General features: G+C 64.2%; 16 protein-coding genes. 9 read left to right on the plus strand and 7 right to left on the minus strand.

All coding sequences use genetic code 11. The features are described from left to right. Positions 1-201 precede the first annotated feature (201 nt). From ACODS1_RS07630 to ACODS1_RS07640, 3 genes are read left to right on the plus strand one after another with little or no spacing between them, the layout of a single operon-like run. Positions 202-561 (plus strand): response regulator, encoded by a 360-nt coding sequence (locus tag ACODS1_RS07630; protein WP_322979747.1) that lies wholly within the window; start codon positions 202-204, stop codon positions 559-561. Next, positions 561-1,163 carry a chemotaxis protein CheC gene (locus ACODS1_RS07635; protein ID WP_489085151.1) on the plus strand — a complete coding sequence of 201 codons (603 nt, stop codon included), beginning with the start codon at positions 561-563 and terminating at the stop codon, positions 1,161-1,163. Before ACODS1_RS07630 ends, ACODS1_RS07635 begins: the two co-directional genes overlap by 1 nt. Before the next feature lies 1 nt (position 1,164). Beyond that, on the plus strand, positions 1,165-2,463 hold the full coding sequence (locus tag ACODS1_RS07640) for an ATP-binding protein (protein WP_489085152.1): 1,299 nt from the start codon (positions 1,165-1,167) through the stop codon (positions 2,461-2,463). Here ACODS1_RS07640 and ACODS1_RS07645 read toward each other — a convergent pair. Continuing rightward, complete coding sequence (locus ACODS1_RS07645) at positions 2,445-3,155, minus strand: DUF6901 family protein (RefSeq protein ID WP_322979744.1); 711 nt, start codon at positions 3,153-3,155, stop codon at positions 2,445-2,447. The genes ACODS1_RS07640 and ACODS1_RS07645 overlap by 19 nt on opposite strands. Before the next feature lie 119 nt (positions 3,156-3,274). On the opposite strand from ACODS1_RS07645, the gene ACODS1_RS07650 reads away from it, so the two are divergent. From ACODS1_RS07650 to ACODS1_RS07675, 6 genes are all read left to right on the plus strand, one after another. Then, positions 3,275-4,537, plus strand: coding sequence for an ATP-binding protein (locus ACODS1_RS07650; RefSeq protein ID WP_489085153.1), 1,263 nt, complete (start codon positions 3,275-3,277; stop codon positions 4,535-4,537). A gap of 18 nt (positions 4,538-4,555) precedes the next feature. Then, positions 4,556-5,905: a response regulator c-di-GMP phosphodiesterase, NosR family gene (nosR, locus tag ACODS1_RS07655; protein ID WP_489085154.1), complete on the plus strand. Its 1,350-nt coding sequence runs from the start codon at positions 4,556-4,558 to the stop codon at positions 5,903-5,905. Between the two features lie 4 nt (positions 5,906-5,909). Beyond that, positions 5,910-6,446 (plus strand): response regulator, encoded by a 537-nt coding sequence (locus ACODS1_RS07660; RefSeq protein ID WP_322979741.1) that lies wholly within the window; start codon positions 5,910-5,912, stop codon positions 6,444-6,446. A gap of 183 nt (positions 6,447-6,629) precedes the next feature. After that, positions 6,630-9,923 carry a transglutaminase family protein gene (locus ACODS1_RS07665; protein WP_489085155.1) on the plus strand — a complete coding sequence of 1,098 codons (3,294 nt, stop codon included), beginning with the start codon at positions 6,630-6,632 and terminating at the stop codon, positions 9,921-9,923. 114 nt (positions 9,924-10,037) lie between these two features. Then, entirely contained in the window at positions 10,038-12,524 is a 2,487-nt protein-coding gene (locus tag ACODS1_RS07670) for a circularly permuted type 2 ATP-grasp protein (protein WP_489085156.1), read from the plus strand. Next, complete coding sequence (locus ACODS1_RS07675) at positions 12,521-13,414, plus strand: transglutaminase family protein (RefSeq protein ID WP_489085157.1); 894 nt, start codon at positions 12,521-12,523, stop codon at positions 13,412-13,414. Before ACODS1_RS07670 ends, ACODS1_RS07675 begins: the two co-directional genes overlap by 4 nt. Before the next feature lie 36 nt (positions 13,415-13,450). Here the strand turns inward: ACODS1_RS07675 and azu are convergent, their stop codons facing one another. The 6 genes from azu to ACODS1_RS07705 form a co-directional block, all read right to left on the minus strand. After that, positions 13,451-13,900, minus strand: coding sequence for an azurin (azu, locus tag ACODS1_RS07680; RefSeq protein ID WP_489085158.1), 450 nt, complete (start codon positions 13,898-13,900; stop codon positions 13,451-13,453). A gap of 396 nt (positions 13,901-14,296) precedes the next feature. After that, positions 14,297-15,232 (minus strand): DUF808 domain-containing protein, encoded by a 936-nt coding sequence (locus tag ACODS1_RS07685; RefSeq protein WP_489085159.1) that lies wholly within the window; start codon positions 15,230-15,232, stop codon positions 14,297-14,299. A gap of 102 nt (positions 15,233-15,334) precedes the next feature. Continuing rightward, positions 15,335-15,922 (minus strand): cytokinin riboside 5'-monophosphate phosphoribohydrolase, encoded by a 588-nt coding sequence (locus ACODS1_RS07690; protein WP_322979735.1) that lies wholly within the window; start codon positions 15,920-15,922, stop codon positions 15,335-15,337. 737 nt (positions 15,923-16,659) lie between these two features. Then, a complete protein-coding gene (locus ACODS1_RS07695) occupies positions 16,660-17,232 on the minus strand; it encodes a HupE/UreJ family protein (protein ID WP_489085160.1) in 573 nt (190 codons plus the stop codon). Positions 17,233-17,251: 19 nt separating this feature from the next. Next, on the minus strand, positions 17,252-17,866 hold the full coding sequence (ureG, locus tag ACODS1_RS07700; RefSeq protein ID WP_159970192.1) for an urease accessory protein UreG: 615 nt from the start codon (positions 17,864-17,866) through the stop codon (positions 17,252-17,254). Between the two features lie 16 nt (positions 17,867-17,882). Beyond that, positions 17,883-18,560 (minus strand): urease accessory protein UreF, encoded by a 678-nt coding sequence (locus tag ACODS1_RS07705; RefSeq protein WP_489085185.1) that lies wholly within the window; start codon positions 18,558-18,560, stop codon positions 17,883-17,885. Between the last annotated feature and the right edge of the window lie 4 nt (positions 18,561-18,564).

Consider the following 18,564-nt stretch of genomic DNA (forward strand, 5'->3'; position numbering starts at 1 on the left):
GTAACCGCCCTTATGAACGCGCCTGAGGGCTGGTCTTTGTCCGGATAGCGGTCTTCTGACGCGTCAGCCGAGTTGCCTCATGCGGCGTTTATCCGCAGATGAACCATACTGGCATTAGGCTACTTGGCGTGATGGGTGCCTGTGCATCGATGGCGCTGGGCTACGCTCTTACATAACCCTCTCTGCGTCTCAGGAGCGTATATGAAAGTGCTCATCGCGGATGATTCCAGTCTCTCCCGAAAACTTCTACTCAAGGCATTACCCGATGCGCTCAGCGCTGAGGTGAGCCAGGCGGCCAACGGTGAAGAGGCGTTGGCGGCCTATGCGGCAGGCTTGGCGGAGATCATTTTTCTCGATCTGACCATGCCGGTGATGGATGGCTTCGAGACGCTCGAGCGTTTGCATCGGCTCGATGCCAATGCCGTGGTGATCGTGGTCAGTGCCGACATTCAGCCCCAGGCTCGCCAGCGGGTGATCGAATTGGGCGCTGCGGCGTTCATCAAGAAACCGATCTCCAGTGAGGCGATGATGGCCACTCTGCATGAAATCGGGGTGCTCTGATGGACAGGCTCAGCGAAGATCAGCGTGACGCGTTACAGGAACTGATGAACGTTGCCATGGGGCAGGCGGCCGACCAGTTGGCCTGTTTGACCGACACCTTCGTCGTCTTGTCAGTACCGCGCATTCATAGCGTGGCCAGCCTCAGCGATACCCAGCTTCCCGAGGTGATGGCAGAGGACATCGATGTGGATGTCACCCGTCAGTCGTTCCTGGGGCAGGTGCGCGGGGAAGCCTTCGTCTGCTTTGGCTGCCATGGCGCAGACCAGTTGGCAGAGCTGATGGGCTATGACGAACACAGCATCCAGCAACGTGAGGAGCTGATGCTGGATGTCACCAACATTCTCAGCGGTGCCTGCATCAACAGCCTGGCGCAACAGTTCGACATCCCTGTCAGCTATGGCGCGCCGTCGGTCTTCTCCCGGCACACCTCGTTCAAGCAGGCCATGAGCGAAAGAGCCTTGCAGAGTCACCGGGCCCTGGTCATGGAGATTCGTTTCGAGGTTCAGGCCTGCCAATTCAGCTGTGATCTGCTGCTGTGCATCTCGGAGGACACGGTAGGCAGTGTCCTGGCCGTGATCGACCGACTCTTGAGCGAGCTTTGAAATGGATGCCCTTGGCTTGCACGGCGCAGGGCTGGAAGCGGTTCTGGAAAACATCAACCTGGGCGTGCTGGTGGTCGATGCGGATTGTCGCGTGCTGTTCTGGAACCGTTTCATGGTCATCCACAGTGGGCGCTTGGCGGATGAGGCCGTGGGCCGTTCACTGTTCGAGCTGTTTCCGGATTTGCCCGAGCGCTGGCTACGGCAGAAGGTGCGTGGCGTCCTGACGCTACGCAACCTGGCCTTCACCTCCTGGCAGCAACGGCCGCACCTGTTTCCCTTCGGGGGTACCCGGCCGATCACCAGCCAGTTGTCGAGCATGTACCAGAACTGCACCTTCTTCCCGTTGCACGATGGCCAAGGGGAACCCAGAGCCGCCTGCATCACGGTGGCCGATGCCACCGACACGGCTGCGCGGCAGCAGGAGCTGGAACGTCTCAATGCCCTGCTGGAGGTCGAGAAGGAGCAACAGGCCCAGCTGATCCGCCGGTTGGAAGAGGCCCAGGCACAGTTGCTGCAATCGGAAAAGATGGCAGCCATCGGGCAACTGGCTGCCGGCGTCGCCCATGAGATCAACAACCCCGTGGGCTTCGTGTATTCCAACCTCAACAGCCTGCGAGGCTACCTCGATCAATTGATGGGGTTGGTCGATGGCTTGCAGGCTCAGGTACAGGCCTCGGGCAATGCCGAACTGATCCAGGCCTGCAATGCGTTGGGGCAGATGGCCGACTACGCCTTCCTGCGGGAAGATACGCCGGTGCTGCTGGGCGAGTCGTGCGAAGGCTTGGAGCGGGTCAAACGCATCGTCAAGGATCTGCGGGATTTTTCCCATGTGGACAACGGCGAGTGGCAGTTCGCCGATTTGCACCAGGGGCTGGACAGTACGCTCAACGTGATCTGGAACGAGGTCAAGTTCAAGGCTCAGGTGGTCAAGCAGTACGGCGAGCTGCCGCCGGTGCAATGCATCGCTTCGCAGATCAACCAGGTGTTTCTCAACCTGATCGTCAACGCCGCGCAGGCCATCGTCCAGCACGGCACCATCACCCTGCGTACCGGAACGCTGGGCGAAAACGTCTTCGTCGAGATCGAGGACGATGGGCCGGGCGTTCCCGAGCATCTGATGCGGCGCATCTTCGAGCCGTTCTTCACCACCAAGCCGGTCGGCAAGGGTACGGGGCTTGGCCTGTCCGTGTCCTACAACATCATCGAACGCCATCACGGCGTGCTGAGTGTCAGCACGCCGCCCAATGGCGGCGCCTGCTTTCGCATCGTCCTGCCCACGCGTCAGCCGGTCGAGTCCTGATCCGGTTCGGCGACATCGTCGCTCAGGTACGCCGCGAACAATTCACCGAAGCTGCTTTGCGGCGACTCCATGTATTCCAGGGCTTCCGCGGCCAACACATCCAGCAGGACGATTCCGTTTATCCCCTGTTCGGCGCGGGTCGCCGATCTCAGGCGCTCGGCCATGCCCAGGTTGACTTCGCGCAGGGCCCGGTAAATCTCCATCAGCCCTTCCAGGTCGTAGCGCGCCGACAGGCCGTTCTGCTGGCGTAGCAACTGCCCCATGAGGTAGGTGCCCAGGGCACGGAAGAGGGTTTCGGCCGCACCACTGAAGGGTTGATGGAAGTGCGCCATGGGCGAGAGCAGGCGTGTATGGGGACAGCCAGAAGTGGCGCCGACCAGGCCGATGACCGAACTGAGCACGCGTTGCAGGGTGCTCGATTGCTCCAGGTGACGGCCATTCCAGTCGATGCACACGTGCACCTGGTCGAACGACTGGCGACCCGCCAGTTCATGCAGGGGGGTGACCAGGGCCAGGGCAAACGGACAGAACGGGCTTTGCGCTGCGTGCAGTGGGCAATTGCGGCACTGGCAATGTTCCAGGCGTGCCCAATCAGGCGGCTCGCCCGAGGGGTGCGAGGGGATGTTCAGGGTCGCAGCGCCACCGTCCTCGAAGGTCATTTGGTAGCGTGCCAGGGGAGCGGTGGCCTGCATGGTTTCTCCAGTGAGCGAATGTGCTCGCACGGATGAAGGCATTTTGACACCAAATATCCGTCGCTTGTTCAGGGGCTATCTACACTTAGCTTAGGCTCTGTGACATCAGGAGTGGCGCAATGGACTCAACGGTCTTGCAGCAACAGATGATCGCGGCGGTGGAGCAGATCCCGGCGGGTTTTCTGCTTCTGGATACCGTGCAGCGCATCCTCTACTGCAACCCCTTCATCGTGCAGCGCTGCAGTCGTGACCTCTCCGACGTCGCAGGCATGCGCCTGGCCGAGGCATTTCCGGAAGTCGATACACCGCACTGGCACGAGTTGTTCAATAGGGTCTGCAGCGAACGGCAGCCGGTGCAGACGGTCTGGCGCGACCAGCCGTACCTGATCCTGCTCAGCACGCTACCGGACGATGGTCAGTGCACGCCGCTGCCGATGCTGCAGGCCACGCTGCTGTTCCCGGTCATATCCACGAGCGGTGCCCTGATACTGGGCCTGGCCATATTCGACAACAGCCGTGCCGCCGCCAGTCCGGAGCTGCAGCAGGCGCTGATGGCACTGAGTCGCAAGCATGACGAACTCAGCGAGTTGAGCGGCAAGTTGCAAGCCGCCAATCGGCAGTTGTTGCAGTCCGAGAAAATGGCCGCCATCGGTCAATTGGCTGCAGGCGTGGCGCATGAAATCAACAACCCGGTGGGCTTCGTCGCCAGCAACCTGAAGACCCTGGCCGGTTACGTTCAGCAATTGTTGCAACTGGTGGATCAGATGAGCGAGTGGGGTGGCCTGGAGTTGCAGCGATTGAAGCAGCAGTTCGATTACGACTTCATCCGCGATGACATCAATGGCCTGCTCAGCGAGTCGACCGAAGGCGTCGAGCGGGTCAAACGCATCATTTCCTCGTTGCGGGACTTCTCCCACAGCAGCGATGAGGTGTTCGTCATGGCCGATCTGCATGAGGGCATTCGTAGCACGCTGAACGTGGTCAACAACGAGGTGAAGTACAAGGCCGAAGTGATCTGCGAGTTTGCCGAGCTGCCCTTGGTCGAGTGCATTCCCGCGCAGATCAACCAGGTGGTCATGAACCTGCTGGTCAATGCCGCCCAGGCCATCGAGCACGATGGGCGCATCGTCATTCACACCGAGCGTTGCGCCGACGATGTGCTGATCCAGGTGAGCGACAACGGCTGCGGCATAGCGGCGCAGCACCTGGCGCAGATATTCGATCCCTTCTTCACTACCAAGCCGGTTGGCAAGGGGACGGGGCTTGGGCTCGCGTTGTCGTTCAGCATCGTCGAGAAGCACGGCGGCAGTCTTACCGTCAGCAGTGAGCTGGGCCAGGGTTCCCGATTCACCATCCGTCTACCGATCCGGCAGGTTCATTGAGCATCTGGAGCGCACATCATGTCCGAATCGCAAGCAAGTCCGCCGCGCCCGCGCGTGCTGTTGGTCGACGACGAGGAGAATATCCTCAACAGCCTGCGACGCCTGCTGCGCGGCCAGCCCTACGATCTGGTGATGGCCAACGGCGGCGCACAGGCGCTGCAACTGTTCGAGGAGCAGCCATTCGATCTGGTGGTTTCCGATGCCCGCATGCCGGGCATGGACGGCGCCACCCTGCTGGCCGAGATCCACAAGCGCAGCCCGCAGTGCATGAGCATCCTGCTCACCGGCTATGCCGATATCCAGACCATCACCACGGCGATCAACGAGGGGCAGATCTATCGCTACCTGAGCAAGCCCTGGAACGATGAAGAGCTGATGTTGGCCATCCGCCAGGCCTTGGCCTTCCAGTTCGCCGAGCGCGAACGTGAGCGCTTGCAGCAACTGACGCAGGAGCAGAACAGGCAACTGGTCGCACTCAACGAGGGCCTGGAGAAACGCGTACAGGCGCGTACCGCAGAGCTGCAGCAGACGGCCGACATGCTCGATCTGGCCTATGACGAGTTGCGCCGCAGCTATGTGCTGAGCACTGAAGTGTTCTCGCTGCTGGTCAACCAGCGCCTACCGCGCGAGAAGCAGACCAACCAGCAAATCATCGCCATCATCCGCGCCTTCGCCTCGGACATGGGCATGCCGGAGGATCAGGCGCGTGATCTGAGCATGGCCGCAGCGCTGTACAACATCGGCAAGCTCAGCCTGCCCGACTCGATCCTGGTGAGCCCGGCCGATCTGATGCATGGCAAGGACCGTGATCTCTACCGCCGCTACCCAGCGCAGAGCGAGTCGGTGCTGATGGCGCTGGAGCCGTTGCACGATGCGGCCAAGCTCATCCGCCATCATCAGGAGCGCTGGGATGGTTCGGGCTTCCCCGATCACCTGCGAGGCAACGACATTCCCCTCGGCTCACGCATGCTCAAGCTGGCCGTCGACTTCGTCGAACTGCAATGCGGGCTGGTGCTGGAGCGGCGCCTGAATCGCGACGAGGCGCTGCTGCTCATCGGCAAATACGCCGGCCGCCTGTATGACCCCGAGCTGATCGAGCGCTTTACCCACATCTGCGCCTCGGTCATGCCGGACATCACTCTGGGCGACCCGCTGGTACGTGCCGTGGATACACGCCAGCTCGAACCCGGCATGGTGCTGGCGCGCAACCTCCATGCCGACAACGGCATGCTGTTGCTCAACGAGGGCAAGGTGCTCTCGGAACTGCTGATTCGCAAGCTGATCGCCTTCGAAGGCATCGAGTCGGCCTCCTATACCCTGTTCGTGCGGGATCCCGAAGCCGCGGCATTACAAGTCGCCAAGGAGTGATGCCATGGCACGTCTATTGTTGCTGGACGATGAACCCGCCGTGCTCAAGGCGCTGTGTCGGGAGTTGCGTGACACCGGCTGGCAGATCGATACCTTCAGCGAGCCGCAGGAGGCGCTGCTGGCCCTGGCGCACAACGCGTACGAGCTGATCCTTTCGGATCTGCGCATGCCCGAGCTCGATGGCATTGCGTTCTTGCAGTTCGCTCGGCAATTGCAGCCTGATGCGTTGCGCCTGCTGCTCAGTGGTGACAGTGATCGCGAGTCACTGGTTCGGGCGGTGAACAAGGCGGAAATCTACCGCTTCGTCTCCAAACCGTGGGATGCCTACGAGTTGCGCGGAACCCTGCAGACCTGCCTGGAGTTGCAGCAGGTATTGGCCGAGCGCAAGTCGCTGCTGGAGCGCATCCAGCGGCAACAGGCGGCAATCGATGCACACGAGGCCTATCTGCGTGACATGCGGCGTCGGCACCCGGACATATTCACCGTCGAGCGTAGCGAAGACGGTGCGGTCGTGCTGCCAGATGATGAGGCGGGCGGCTAGGCCGATGACAGGAGGGCAGCGATTGCGCGCATGCATCGTGCTGGGGCATTGTCCTGGGCGTGGTGCGTGAGATGCCTGATTGTGGTGCATGGCGCGGCGCAGGCTGCCGATGGTGAGCGGCCGCGCGCGCTGGCATAAGTCTTGCGCGGCACAGCTTATCGTCCAGGCTAGCAGGAGGCCGCCGTGTCGATTCATGTCGCGCTGCATCATGTCACCCACTACCGCTACGACCGTGCGGTCAACCTTGGGCCGCAGGTCGTGCGTCTGCGCCCGGCGCCACATAGCCGCACGCGCATCCTTTCCTACGCGCTGAAGGTCGAGCCAGGTGAGCATTTCATCAACTGGCAGCAGGATCCGCAGGGCAACTACCTGGCGCGCCTGGTGTTCCCGGAGAAGACCCGCGAGTTCAAGGTCGAGGTGGATCTGGTCGCCGAGATGGCGGTGTTCAACCCCTTCGACTTCTTCCTCGAGCCCTACGCCGAGCGCATTCCCTTCGCCTACACCGAGGGCGAGCAGCGTGAGCTGGCGCCCTATCTGATCAAGCTGCCGGCCACGCCGTTGTTCGCCAAGTACCTGGCGAACATTTCTCGCGAGCCGGTACCCAGCATTGATTTCCTGGTGGAGCTGAACCAGCGCCTGTCTACCGACATTCGCTACCTGATCCGCATGGAGCCCGGCGTGCAGACGCCCGAGCAGTCGCTGGAACTGGCATCCGGTTCCTGCCGTGACTCGGCCTGGCTGCTGGTGCAGTTGCTGCGTCATCTGGGCCTGGCAGCGCGTTTCGTCTCCGGCTACCTGATCCAGCTCACCGCCGACGTCAAATCCCTCGACGGCCCCAGCGGCACCGAACAGGACTTCACCGACCTGCACGCCTGGTGCGAGGTGTACCTGCCCGGCGCCGGCTGGATCGGCCTCGACCCCACTTCAGGCCTGTTCGCCGGTGAAGGCCACATTCCGCTGGCCTGCAGCCCGGAGCCGTCTTCGGCGGCGCCGATCACCGGTGGGCTGGACGAGTGCGAGGTGGAATTCGAGCACCTGATGAGCGTCGAGCGGGTGTGGGAGGCGCCGCGCGTCACCAAACCCTACAGCGAGGCGCAGTGGCAGGCGATTCAGACGCTGGGCCGGCAGATCGACGAGGATCTGCAGAAACATGACGTACGCCTGACCATGGGCGGCGAGCCGACCTTCGTTGCCCTCGACTACCCCGATGACGACGAATGGAACACTGCGGCGTTGGGGCCGAACAAGCGTCGCCTGGCTGCCGATCTGTTCTACCGCTTGCGCGACCATTACGCCCCCTCCGCGCTGGTGCACTTCGGCCAGGGCAAGTGGTACCCGGGCGAGCAGTTGCCGCGCTGGTCGCTCAATTGCTTCTGGCGCCGTGACGGTGAGCCGTTGTGGCATGAGCCGAAACTGCTGGCCGACGAGAAGCGTGGCTATGGCGCCACCGCCGCAACCGCCGAGCGCTTCCTCGCCGCCCTGGCCGAGCGTTTGGGCGTGGATGGCGGCAACGTCTTCCCGGCCTATGAGGACTGGTTCTACTACCTGTGGCGCGAGCGCAAGCTGCCGGACAACGTCACCCCCGACGACGCGCGCCTGAGCGACCCGCTGGAGCGCGAGCGCCTGCGCAAGGTGTTCGGTCAGGGGCTGGATAAGGTCGTCGGTCACGTCCTGCCGCTGGCCCGCCAGGTGGTCGGTGACGGCTGGCAGAGCGGGCGCTGGTTCCTGCGCGACGAGCATTGCCGGCTGTTGCCGGGCGACTCGGCGCTCGGTTATCGCCTGCCGCTGGATTCATTGCCCTGGGTCAGCCAGGCCGACTATCCCTACATCAACCCGGTCGACCCCAGCCAGTCACTGCCGCCGTTGCCCAGCCCGGCGCAGGTTCAGCGACAGTTGCGCGGCGTGTGGCGTGGCGCCAGTGCCAACGTGCAGAGTGCGCGCCCGGCCAGTGGGCAGTCGGCGGCCGGTATCGTGCGTACCGCGCTGTGCGCCGAGCCGCGCGAGGGCCGGCTGTATCTGTTCATGCCGCCGTTGGCGCATCTGGAGGACTACCTGGAACTGGTCGCGGCCATCGAGGCGGTGGCGGCCGAGTTGAACTGCCCGGTGCTGATGGAGGGCTACGAGCCGCCACTCGACCCGCGCCTGCAATACTTTCGCGTTACCCCTGATCCGGGCGTGATCGAGGTGAATATCCACCCGTCGGCGAGTTGGGAAGAACTGGTCGAGCGCTGCGAGTTCCTCTACGAGGCCGCGCGTCAGTCGCGCCTGTCCAGCGAGAAATTCATGGTCGACGGCCGCCACACCGGCACCGGCGGCGGCAACCATTTCGTCCTTGGCGGGGCGACACCGAGCGATTCGCCCTTCCTGCGTCGCCCCGATCTGTTGCGCAGCCTGATCAGCTACTGGCACAACCACCCGTCGCTGTCCTACCTGTTCAGCGGCTTGTTTATCGGCCCGACCTCGCAGGCGCCGCGCGTCGACGAGGCGCGCAACGATGCGCTGTACGAGCTGGAAATCGCCTTCGCGCAGATGCCCGAGCCGGGCCGCGACTGCCCGCCGTGGCTGGTCGACCGGCTGCTGCGCAACCTGCTGGTGGACGTCACCGGCAACACTCACCGTGCCGAGTTCTGCATCGACAAGCTGTATTCGCCGGACTCGGCCAGCGGCCGCCTCGGCTTGCTGGAGTTGCGCGCCTTCGAGATGCCGCCGCACGCGCAGATGAGCCTGGCTCAGCAACTGCTCCTGCGCGCGCTGATCGCGCGTTTCTGGCAGGAGCCCTATCAGCCGGCGAAGCTGGTGCGCTGGGGCACCGAGCTGCACGACCGCTATCTGCTGCCGCACTTCGTCGAGCAGGATTTCGCCGATGTGCTGCAGGAGCTGGGCAGCTTCGGCTATCGCTTGCGCAGCGAGTGGTTCGCCCCGCACTTCGAGTTTCGCTTTCCCAAGGCTGGCGACTTCGCGGTCAAGGGTATCGACCTGGAGCTGCGGCAGGCGCTGGAGCCCTGGCACGTACTGGGCGAGGAGGGCGCCGTCGGCGGCACGGTGCGCTACGTCGACTCGTCGCTGGAGCGCATGCAGGTGAAGGTGAACGGCATGGCGCCGGATCGCTACGTGCTGACCTGCAACGGTGTACCGGTGCCGATGCGGCCCACCGGCAAGGTCGGCGAGTTCGTCGGGGGCGTGCGTTTTCGCGCCTGGCAGCCGGCCAGTTGCCTGCAACCGACCATCGGTGTGCACGCGCCGCTGGTGTTCGACCTCATCGACACCTGGATGCAGCGCTCACTGGGTGGTTGCCAGTACCATGTCGCCCATCCGGGCGGTCGCAACTACGACAGCCTGCCGGTTAACGCCTACGAGGCCGAGAGCCGGCGCCTGGCGCGCTTCTTCCGCTTGGGCCACAGCCCAGGCAAGCGCCCGGCACTGCAACCGATAGACAATAATGAACTGCCGATGACCCTGGATCTGCGTCGCGTCTGACGTCGATTCCATCTGTGGGAGGGGCTTTAGCCGCGCACTGTCGCCGCTGAAGCGCCTCCCACGGGTGCGGTTCATCAACCTGCGTCACGCTGCCTTGCCACTGCCGAGCCTGCCATGCACGACCTGTTAGCCGATTACCCGCCCCCTGCCGGGGCCTACCACGAATTGCTCGATGCCAAGGGCAACGTGCGCCCGCACTGGCGCCGCCTGTACGAGCAACTGGCGCGCAGCCGTCCGGAACACCTGGCGCAGCGCGAGGCCATGCTGGCCCGGCAGATCCAGGAAAATGGCGTCACCTACAACGTCTACGCCGACCCGGAAGGTGCGGATCGCCCTTGGGAGCTGGATCTGCTGCCCAACCTGATCCCGGCGGACGAGTGGCAGCAGATCGCCGCCGGCGTGGCCCAGCGCGCGACCCTGCTCAATCGCGTGCTGGCTGATCTCTACGGCCCGCAGAAGCTGATCGCCGAAGGCCTGCTGCCGACCGAACTGGTGTTCGGCCACAACAATTTTCTCTGGCCGTGCCAGGGCATGCAGGCGCCGGGTGGCACCTGGCTGCACCTGTATGCGGTGGATCTGGCTCGCGCTCCGGACGGGCGTTGGTGGGTCACCGCCGACCGTACTCAGGCGCCGTCCGGCGCCGGCTATGCGCTGGAGAACCGGCAGATCGTCTCGCGCGCCTTCCCCGAGCTGTACCGCGATCTGCGCGTGCAGTACCTGGCCGGCTTCTTCCGCACTCTGCAGGACACCCTGGCGCGTCAGGCGCCGAGCGGTGGGGAAAAGCCGCTGGTGGTGTTGCTGACGCCGGGGCGCTTCAACGAGAGCTACTTCGAGCACCTGTACCTGGCGCGTCAGCTCGGCTATCCGCTGGTCGAAGGCAGCGACCTGACAGTGCGCGACGCCACCCTCTACCTCAAGACCCTGGCCGGCCTGCGCCGCGTGCATGCGGTGTTGCGCCGTCTCGACGATGACTACTGCGACCCGCTGGAGCTGCGCACCGATTCCGCCCTTGGCGTGCCCGGCCTGCTTGAAGCGGTGCGCCGTGGCCGCGTGCTTGTGGCCAACGCGCTGGGCAGTGGTGTGCTGGAGTCGCCTGGCCTGCCGGGTTTCCTGCCCGCGATCAGCGAACATCTGCTCGGCGAGGAACTGCTGCTGCCGTCCATCGCCAGTTGGTGGTGCGGCGAGCCGCCGGTGCTGGATGAGGCGCTGGAAAAACTCGATGGATTGCTGGTGCGCCCGGCCTTTCCCTCGCAGAGTTTCGCCCCGGTGTTCGGTCGTGATCTGGATGAGGCGCAGCGCGCCAAGCTGGCGGCCCGCCTCAAGCAGCGCCCCTACGCCTACGTGGCGCAGGCGCGGGCCAAGCTGTCGCAGGCGCCAGTGTGGGACGGCACGGGGCTGCAGCCGCGCGCCATCGGCATGCGCGTGTTCGCTGTGGCCAGTGCCGACGGCTACCGAATCATGCCCGGTGGCCTGACCCGCGTGGCTGCTGAGGCCGACGCCGAGGTGGTGTCGATGCAGCGCGGTGGCGCCAGCAAGGACACCTGGGTGCTTGGTACGCGGCAGAGTGGCGGCGAGCCCTGGCAGACGCAGCGCACCCTGGGCACCGCCGACCTGGTGCGCAGCGACCCCTTCCTGCCCTCACGGGTAGTGGAAAACCTGTTCTGGTTCGGCCGTTATGCCGAGCGCTGCGAGGGCAGTGCACGGCTACTGCGCATCATGTTGGCGCGTTACGTCGACGATGACGATGATCCACAGGCGCTGCAGAGCGCCTTGGTGCTGGCCCAGAGCTTGGGCCTGCTGGCTGATCCGGAGGAGGGCGAGCTGGAGGCGCGTCTGTTGCAGGCGCTGCTGGGCGGTGATTGGCCGGCCAGCCTGCGCGCCAATCTGCAGCGTCTGCAGTGGGCGGCCGGCAGTGTGCGCGGCAAGCTGTCCCAGGCCAACTGGCAGGCGCTGGTCGAGCTGCAGCGTGAGGCACAGTTGCTCGAAGGTCAGCCGGCCGACTTTGGCGAGCTGCTGGATTTCCTCAATCGCCTGCTGATGTCGCTGGCAGCGCTGTCGGGCTTCGCCCTCGACGACATGACCCGCGACGACGGCTGGCGCTTTCTCATGTTCGGTCGCTACATCGAGCGCCTGCAGTTTCTTTGCGACAGCTTCGCCGGCTTCCTGCGCAGCGGCTCGGCCACCGACCAGTCGGCGCTGGAGTGGCTGTTGGAACTGGGCAACAGCAGCATCACCTACCGCACCCGTTACCTCGCTTCGGCGCAGTTGATTCCGGTGCTCGACCTGCTGCTGCTGGACGAGCAGAACCCGCACGCGGTGATCTTCCAGATGCGCACCCTGCTGCGGTCGCTGGAAGGGTTGCACGAGCGCTTCGAGCTGCCGGCCGAGCGCTACCTGGCGTATCTGGAAGAGCAGCTTGCCGCGTTCAGCCTCGCCAGTCTGGAAAACCCGCTGTTCGGCCCCGGCAGCACCCGTGCGGTGCTCGAAGGCCTGGCCGATCTGCTGGTGGCCATCAGCGAGGCCGCCGGCGCGGTATCCGATCATCTTGGCCTGCGCTTCTTCGCTCATGTCGATGTCAGCCAACGGACGCAATCCTCATGAGCAGCGCCTTTTATCAAGTTCTTCACGACACCTACTACCGCTATTCGGCGCCGGTTTCCCTGGCCCAGCAACTGGCGCACCTGTGGCCGCGCGAGTGCCCCTGGCAGCGCTGCCAGGAAAAGGAACTGCGTATCGACCCGCAGCCCTGCCAGCGCCGTGACGGCCTGGACGTGTTCGGCAACCCGCTGACGCGGCTGGTGTTCGAGCGCCCGCATGAGGCGCTCAGCGTCAGTGCGCGGCTGCGTGTCGAGGTGCTGGCGCGCCCTGCGCTCGACCTCGACGATTCGCCGAATTGGGAGGCGGCCTGCGCGGCGCTCAGCTATAGCGGCCAGCGTATGGAGCCGGCATTGCTGGAAGCGGCACGCTACCGCTTCGAGTCACCCTACGTACGCCTCAAGCAGGTCTTCGCCGACTTCGCTGATGACTGCTTCACGCCTGGTCGCCCGTTGCTGCAGGCCGGCCAGGCGCTGATGCAGAAGATCTTCGAGGAGTTCAGTTTCGATGCCGGCGCCACTCAGGTGGCCACGCCACTGCTGCAGGTGCTGGAAGATAAACGCGGCGTCTGCCAGGACTTCGCCCACCTGATGCTTGCCTGCCTGCGTTCGCGCGGCCTGGCGGCCCGCTATGTCAGCGGCTACCTGCTGACCCAGCCGCCACCCGGCCAACCACGGCTGATCGGTGCGGATGCCTCGCATGCCTGGATCTCGCTGTACTGCCCGCGTCAGGGCTGGGTGGATTTCGACCCGACCAACAACGTGCGGCCGGCGCTGGAGCACATCACCCTGGCCTGGGGCCGGGATTTCTCCGATGTGTCGCCGCTGCGGGGGGTGATCCTGGGGGGCGGCAGCCACGACCCGGAAGTACAGGTCACGGTATTGCCGCTTGCATAGCAATGAAGGGCCTCGGTCGAGGCCCTTGCGGATGACTCAGTCGACCAGCTTCACGCTGCCTTTCATCATCGAGTAGTGGCCGGGGAAGGAGCAGAAGAAGCTGTAGTCCTCGCCTGCAGCCAGCTTGCTCACGTCGAAGGTTACCGAGCTGCTCTCGCCACCGCCGATCAGATCGGTATGGGCGATCACGCGAGCGTCACCGGCTTTCAGGTAGCTGGCATCGGGGCCAGCGGGGATACCGTCGGTGGCGATGCCGGGCATGTCAGCGGTCTTGCTCAGTACCCAGTTGTGGCCCATGGCGGTCTTGGGCAGTGCACCGGTGTGTTTGAGGTTGACGGTGAAGGTCTTGCAGCTCTTGCTGACGGAGATGGCCTGGGTGTTGAAGGTCATCTGGTCGGTCGCCTCGACATCCACCGAGCAGTCGGCGGCGAAGATCGGGGTGCTGGCCAGGCCGAGCAGGGCCATGAGAGCAACATTGCGTAACATCGTGAAGCCTCCAGATTCTGAGTTTCCGGTCAGGTCATTAAAGAGTCGCACAGCTTTGCCCGGTTGCGGGTGCGACCGAACGCCACGTCCATTTATCCCGAAAATCTGTGGATAACTCTGTGGGCAAGGTCTGCATGGGCTTTCCCAGCGCCCGCCGTTGGCCATTTCTGGGCGCCTGGTCAGCTTTTGTGCAGCGCCTGTGGCTAGTCTTCAGGCGAGCCGAAAAACCTTGCAAATGAATGCGTTGGGGTGAATGAGAGATTGCCGGGCAGATGCAGGCGAGCAATCAGGGCTTATCCCCGAAAGCCGTGGAGCAAGCTGTGGATAAGCTTGGGGAAAGTCGTGCGCGTCAGCGCCCGTCAAGGCGCGCTGCACACTGGCTGAAAAATGACCGATTCAGTCTGCCTTGGCGGGGCGCAGCGCTTGCCACAGGCGCGCACCCAGGCTTACCAGCGGTACGCTGATCAGGCCGGCGACGATGCCCAGCAGGGCGTTGAGCAACGTCGGCACTACGGCTGCGAGCCACTGACCGCCGTCCACTGCGACCCACTCGCTGGCGTGATGGATGGCCGCTTCGACCGGAGCCAGACCGTGGCTGAGAATACCGCCGCCCACCATGAACATGGCGGCCGTGCCGACCACCGAGAGCGCCTTCATCAGCCAGGGGGCCAGCGCCAGGATGCCGCGCCCGCAGGCTTGCGCGAAGGCGCTGCTGCGTTGGCTGAGGTACAGCCCGGCGTCATCCAGCTTGACGATGCCGGCGACCAGGCCGTAAACGCCAATGGTCATCACCAGCGCGATGCCGCTGAGCACGACCACCTGGTTGATGAAGCTGGCGGCGGCGACGGTGCCCAGGGTGATGGCGATGATTTCCGCCGACAGAATGAAGTCGGTGCGCACTGCGCCACGGATCTTGTCGCGCTCGAAGGCGACCAGATCCACCTCGGGATTGGCCAGGGCTTCGAGGTGGGCCTGCTTGCCGTCGTCCTCGTGGCGATGGAGCAGCTTGTGCAGCAGCTTTTCGGCGCCCTCGTAGCAGAGGAACAGGCCGCCGAACATCAGCAGCGGCACCACCAGCCAGGGCGCGACGGCGCTGATCAGCAGTGCCGCCGGCACCAGGATCGCCTTGTTGATCAGCGAGCCCTTGGCCACTGCCCAGACCACCGGCAATTCGCGATCCGCCCTGACGCCAGTGACCTGCTGGGCATTGAGCGCCAGGTCGTCACCGAGTACGCCGGCGGTCTTGCGCGCGGCGACCTTGGTCATGGTGGCGACGTCATCGAGTACCGTGCTGATGTCATCGATCAGGGCGAGCAGGCTGCTTCCGGCCATTGTCAGGCTTCCGTGTGAAAGAAAGACGCAGAGCCTAGCATTCTCGCCGCACGTCAGCATCGCGCCGCGCGTCGGAAGCGGGCGCGTTTCACGTTGTCGGGATCAGGCCGGCGTTCTGTCCACCCACTTCGGCGCTACGGTCGGGCGCCAGGCGGCGAGCGCGTCGACCAGCGCCTGCGGTGAATCGGCGATCTGCAGCATCTCGCGGTGTTGCGCACGGACGAAGCGCTCGGCCACCAGGTGGTCGAGGAAGTCGCCGAGCTTGCTGTAGAAACCGTTGATCTCCAGCAGGCCCAGCGGTTTGGCGTGGTAACCGAGCTGGCCCCAGGTCCACACCTCGAACAGCTCTTCCAGGGTGCCAAGCCCGCCGGGCAGGGCGATGAAAGCGTCGGCCAGCTCGGCCATGCGCGCCTTGCGTGCATGCATACCGTCCACGACTTCCAGGCAGGTCAGGCCACGGTGGCCGATTTCGGCGCGCTCCAGGCTCTGCGGAATGATGCCGATGACTTCGCCGCCAGCGTTCAACGCCGCATCGGCCACGACGCCCATCAGGCCGACCGCGCCGCCGCCATAGATCAGGCGCACGCCACGCTCGGCCAGGTGCTGGCCAAGCGCTTCGGCTGCTTCACGATAGACGGGGCTGGCACCGGGGCTGGCGCCACAGAAAACACAGATGCTGCGCAGGGACATGCCGGGACTCCTCGACGAAAAACGCCAAGGTTAACCAGACGGCGCGGCGCGACCAAGGGTCAATGGCTTGTATCAATGACGTGTATCAATGCCGCAGGTTCCACAGGCATAGCTGGCGAGCAGTTGGCGGAGATCGTCGAGGGACATGGCAGGGCTTCCTTATCTGGCGGTAAAGAGGAGGCTAGCCGGGATGTGGGTAGGCCGCTCGTAGATTGTTTCCATCAGGGCCATAGGCAGGTCGTTGCATCAAGAGAAAAAGTTTTCCCCGAGAGCTGTGGGCAATCCTGTGGATAAACTGGTGGTTCCTTCATGTAGCGCCTAAATACAGGCCATTGCATGAGGATGATCGATTTTTGAGCAGCGGATAAAATCCTTTGTTCACAAGGGCTTGACATTTTTGTGGAGCTTTTTCAGCTGTTCGCCGAGTTTTCCCCGTTAGCTGTGGGTCAAATTGTGGATAAGCTTTTAGGGGTTGTCTGCAGGCCAGTAATTTCAAGGTCTCTGGCGTTTTGGGTGTTTTTTGATCGGCAGCGTGAAACTGATCTACTCAGGCCAATGTCAAGCTTTTTTGGCCCGCCGTGAGTGAGGAGGGAAAAGTTATCCTCAGATTCTGTGCATGTTTCTGTGAGCAGGTTGGGGGTAACCAGGCTCGGCTGTTACTGGTTGGGGATATCCTCCTGTGGCGAGGATTTACCCAGCGGAGCGTCCGCCTCCCTGGGGAGGCGGACAGGCAGGGCTCAACTGGCCAGCAACCAGACGCCGGTCAGTGCCGAGGCGGCGCCAGCGAGGCGCACCAGCGGTGCGGCGGCCTGGGGTAGGAAGCGCACCAGGGCGTAGCCGAAGGCGTGCAGGGCGGCGGTGGCGATGACGAAGCCGGCGGCGTAGCCGTAAGGGCTGGCCAGATCCGGCAACTCCAGGCCATGTGCGACGCCATGGCTGAGGGCGAAGAGGGCGGTCAGGCCAATCGATATCGCCATCGGCAGACGTGCGGCGACGGCCACCAACAGGCCGAAAGCCAGTACCGAGCCGGCGATGCCGGTTTCCATCAGCGGGATTTCCACACCGGAGAAGCCGAGCAGCCCGCCAATCAACATGGTGCCAACGAAGGTCAGTGGCAGCGCCCAACGCGCCGCGCCGCTCTGTTGGGCGGCCCACAGGCCGACGGCGAACATCGCCAGCAGGTGATCCAGGCCGAATACCGGGTGGGCCAGGCCAGACATCAGCCCCGATTCACCATGACCGGGGTGGGCGAAGGCCAGTGCCGGGGTGCAGAACAGGGCGATAGCGGAAAGGGTCTTGCGCAGATTCATGAGGTTCTCCTTGAGGGAATCAGGCCGCGGTGAGCATGCCCTGGCGTTCGATGAAGGCGATGATCTCGTCGAGACCCTGGCCGACTTTCTGGTTACTGAAGACGAAAGGCTTGTCGCCGCGCATCTTCAGGGTGTCGCGCTCCATCACTTCCAGTGAGGCGCCGACCATCGGTGCCAGGTCGATCTTGTTGATCACCAGCAGGTCGGATTTGCAGATGCCCGGGCCGCCCTTGCGCGGCAGCTTGTCGCCCGCCGCCACGTCGATCACGTACAGGGTCAGGTCGGAGAGTTCCGGGCTGAAGGTGGCCGACAGGTTGTCGCCACCGGACTCGACGATGATCAGGTCGAGTCCCGGGAAGCGGCGGTTGAGCTGCTCGACCGCTTCCAGGTTGATCGAGGCGTCCTCGCGGATGGCGGTGTGCGGGCAGCCGCCGGTTTCCACGCCGATGATGCGCTCAGGCTCCAGGGCTTCGTTGCGCACCAGGAACTGGGCGTCTTCCTGGGTGTAGATGTCGTTGGTGACTACGGCGATGTTGTAGCGCTCGCGCAGGGCGCGGCACAGGGCCAGGGTGAGGGCGGTCTTGCCGGAACCGACCGGGCCGCCGATGCCGACACGCAGGGGTTGGCTGTTCATTTGCTGTTGTTCCTCGTCAGGAGCGGAAGAGACGCGAGTACTGGCGCTCGTGCGCCATGCTCGCCAGGGCCAGGCCGAAAGCGGCGCTGCCCCAGTGTTCAGGAGAAAGAGTGGCGGCCTGCTGCTGCGCGGCATCGAGCTGCGGCAGCAGGCGGCTGGTCAGGCGCTGGGCGGCCTGCTGGCCCATGGGCAGCACCTTCATCAATACGGCGAGCTGGTTCTCCAGCCAGCCCCAGAGCCAGGCGGCCAGGGCATCGTCCGGGGCGATCTGCCAGGCGCGTGCGGCCAGCGCCCAGGCCAGGGCCAGGCCCGGCTCGGAGTGCTCGGCGAGAACGCGGCGGGCGTCGTCATCCAGTTCCGGCAGGCCTTCGAGCAGTTGCCTGAGCGAATAGCCCATCTGCCGGCTTTCCAGGGCCAGTTCGCGGGTTTCACGGCTGCCGCGATGGCGCTCGGCCAGTTCCAGCAGCTCTTGCCAGTTGCCGCTCGCAGCGGCGCGGCAGTGCGCCAGCAGCAAGGGCGCCTCGAAACGCGAGAGGTTGAGCGACAGTTGATCGCTCAGCCAGCGCTCGGCGCTGTCGGCATCCTTGATCAGGCCGCTGTCGATGGCCCATTCCAGGCCCTGCGAGTAGCTGTAGCCGCCAATTGGCAGTTGCGGGCTGGCCAGGCGCAGCAGTGCCCAGGCCGATCCGGACAGGGAT

The sequence above is a fragment of the Pseudomonas sp. FG29 genome (genome assembly GCF_057809355.1).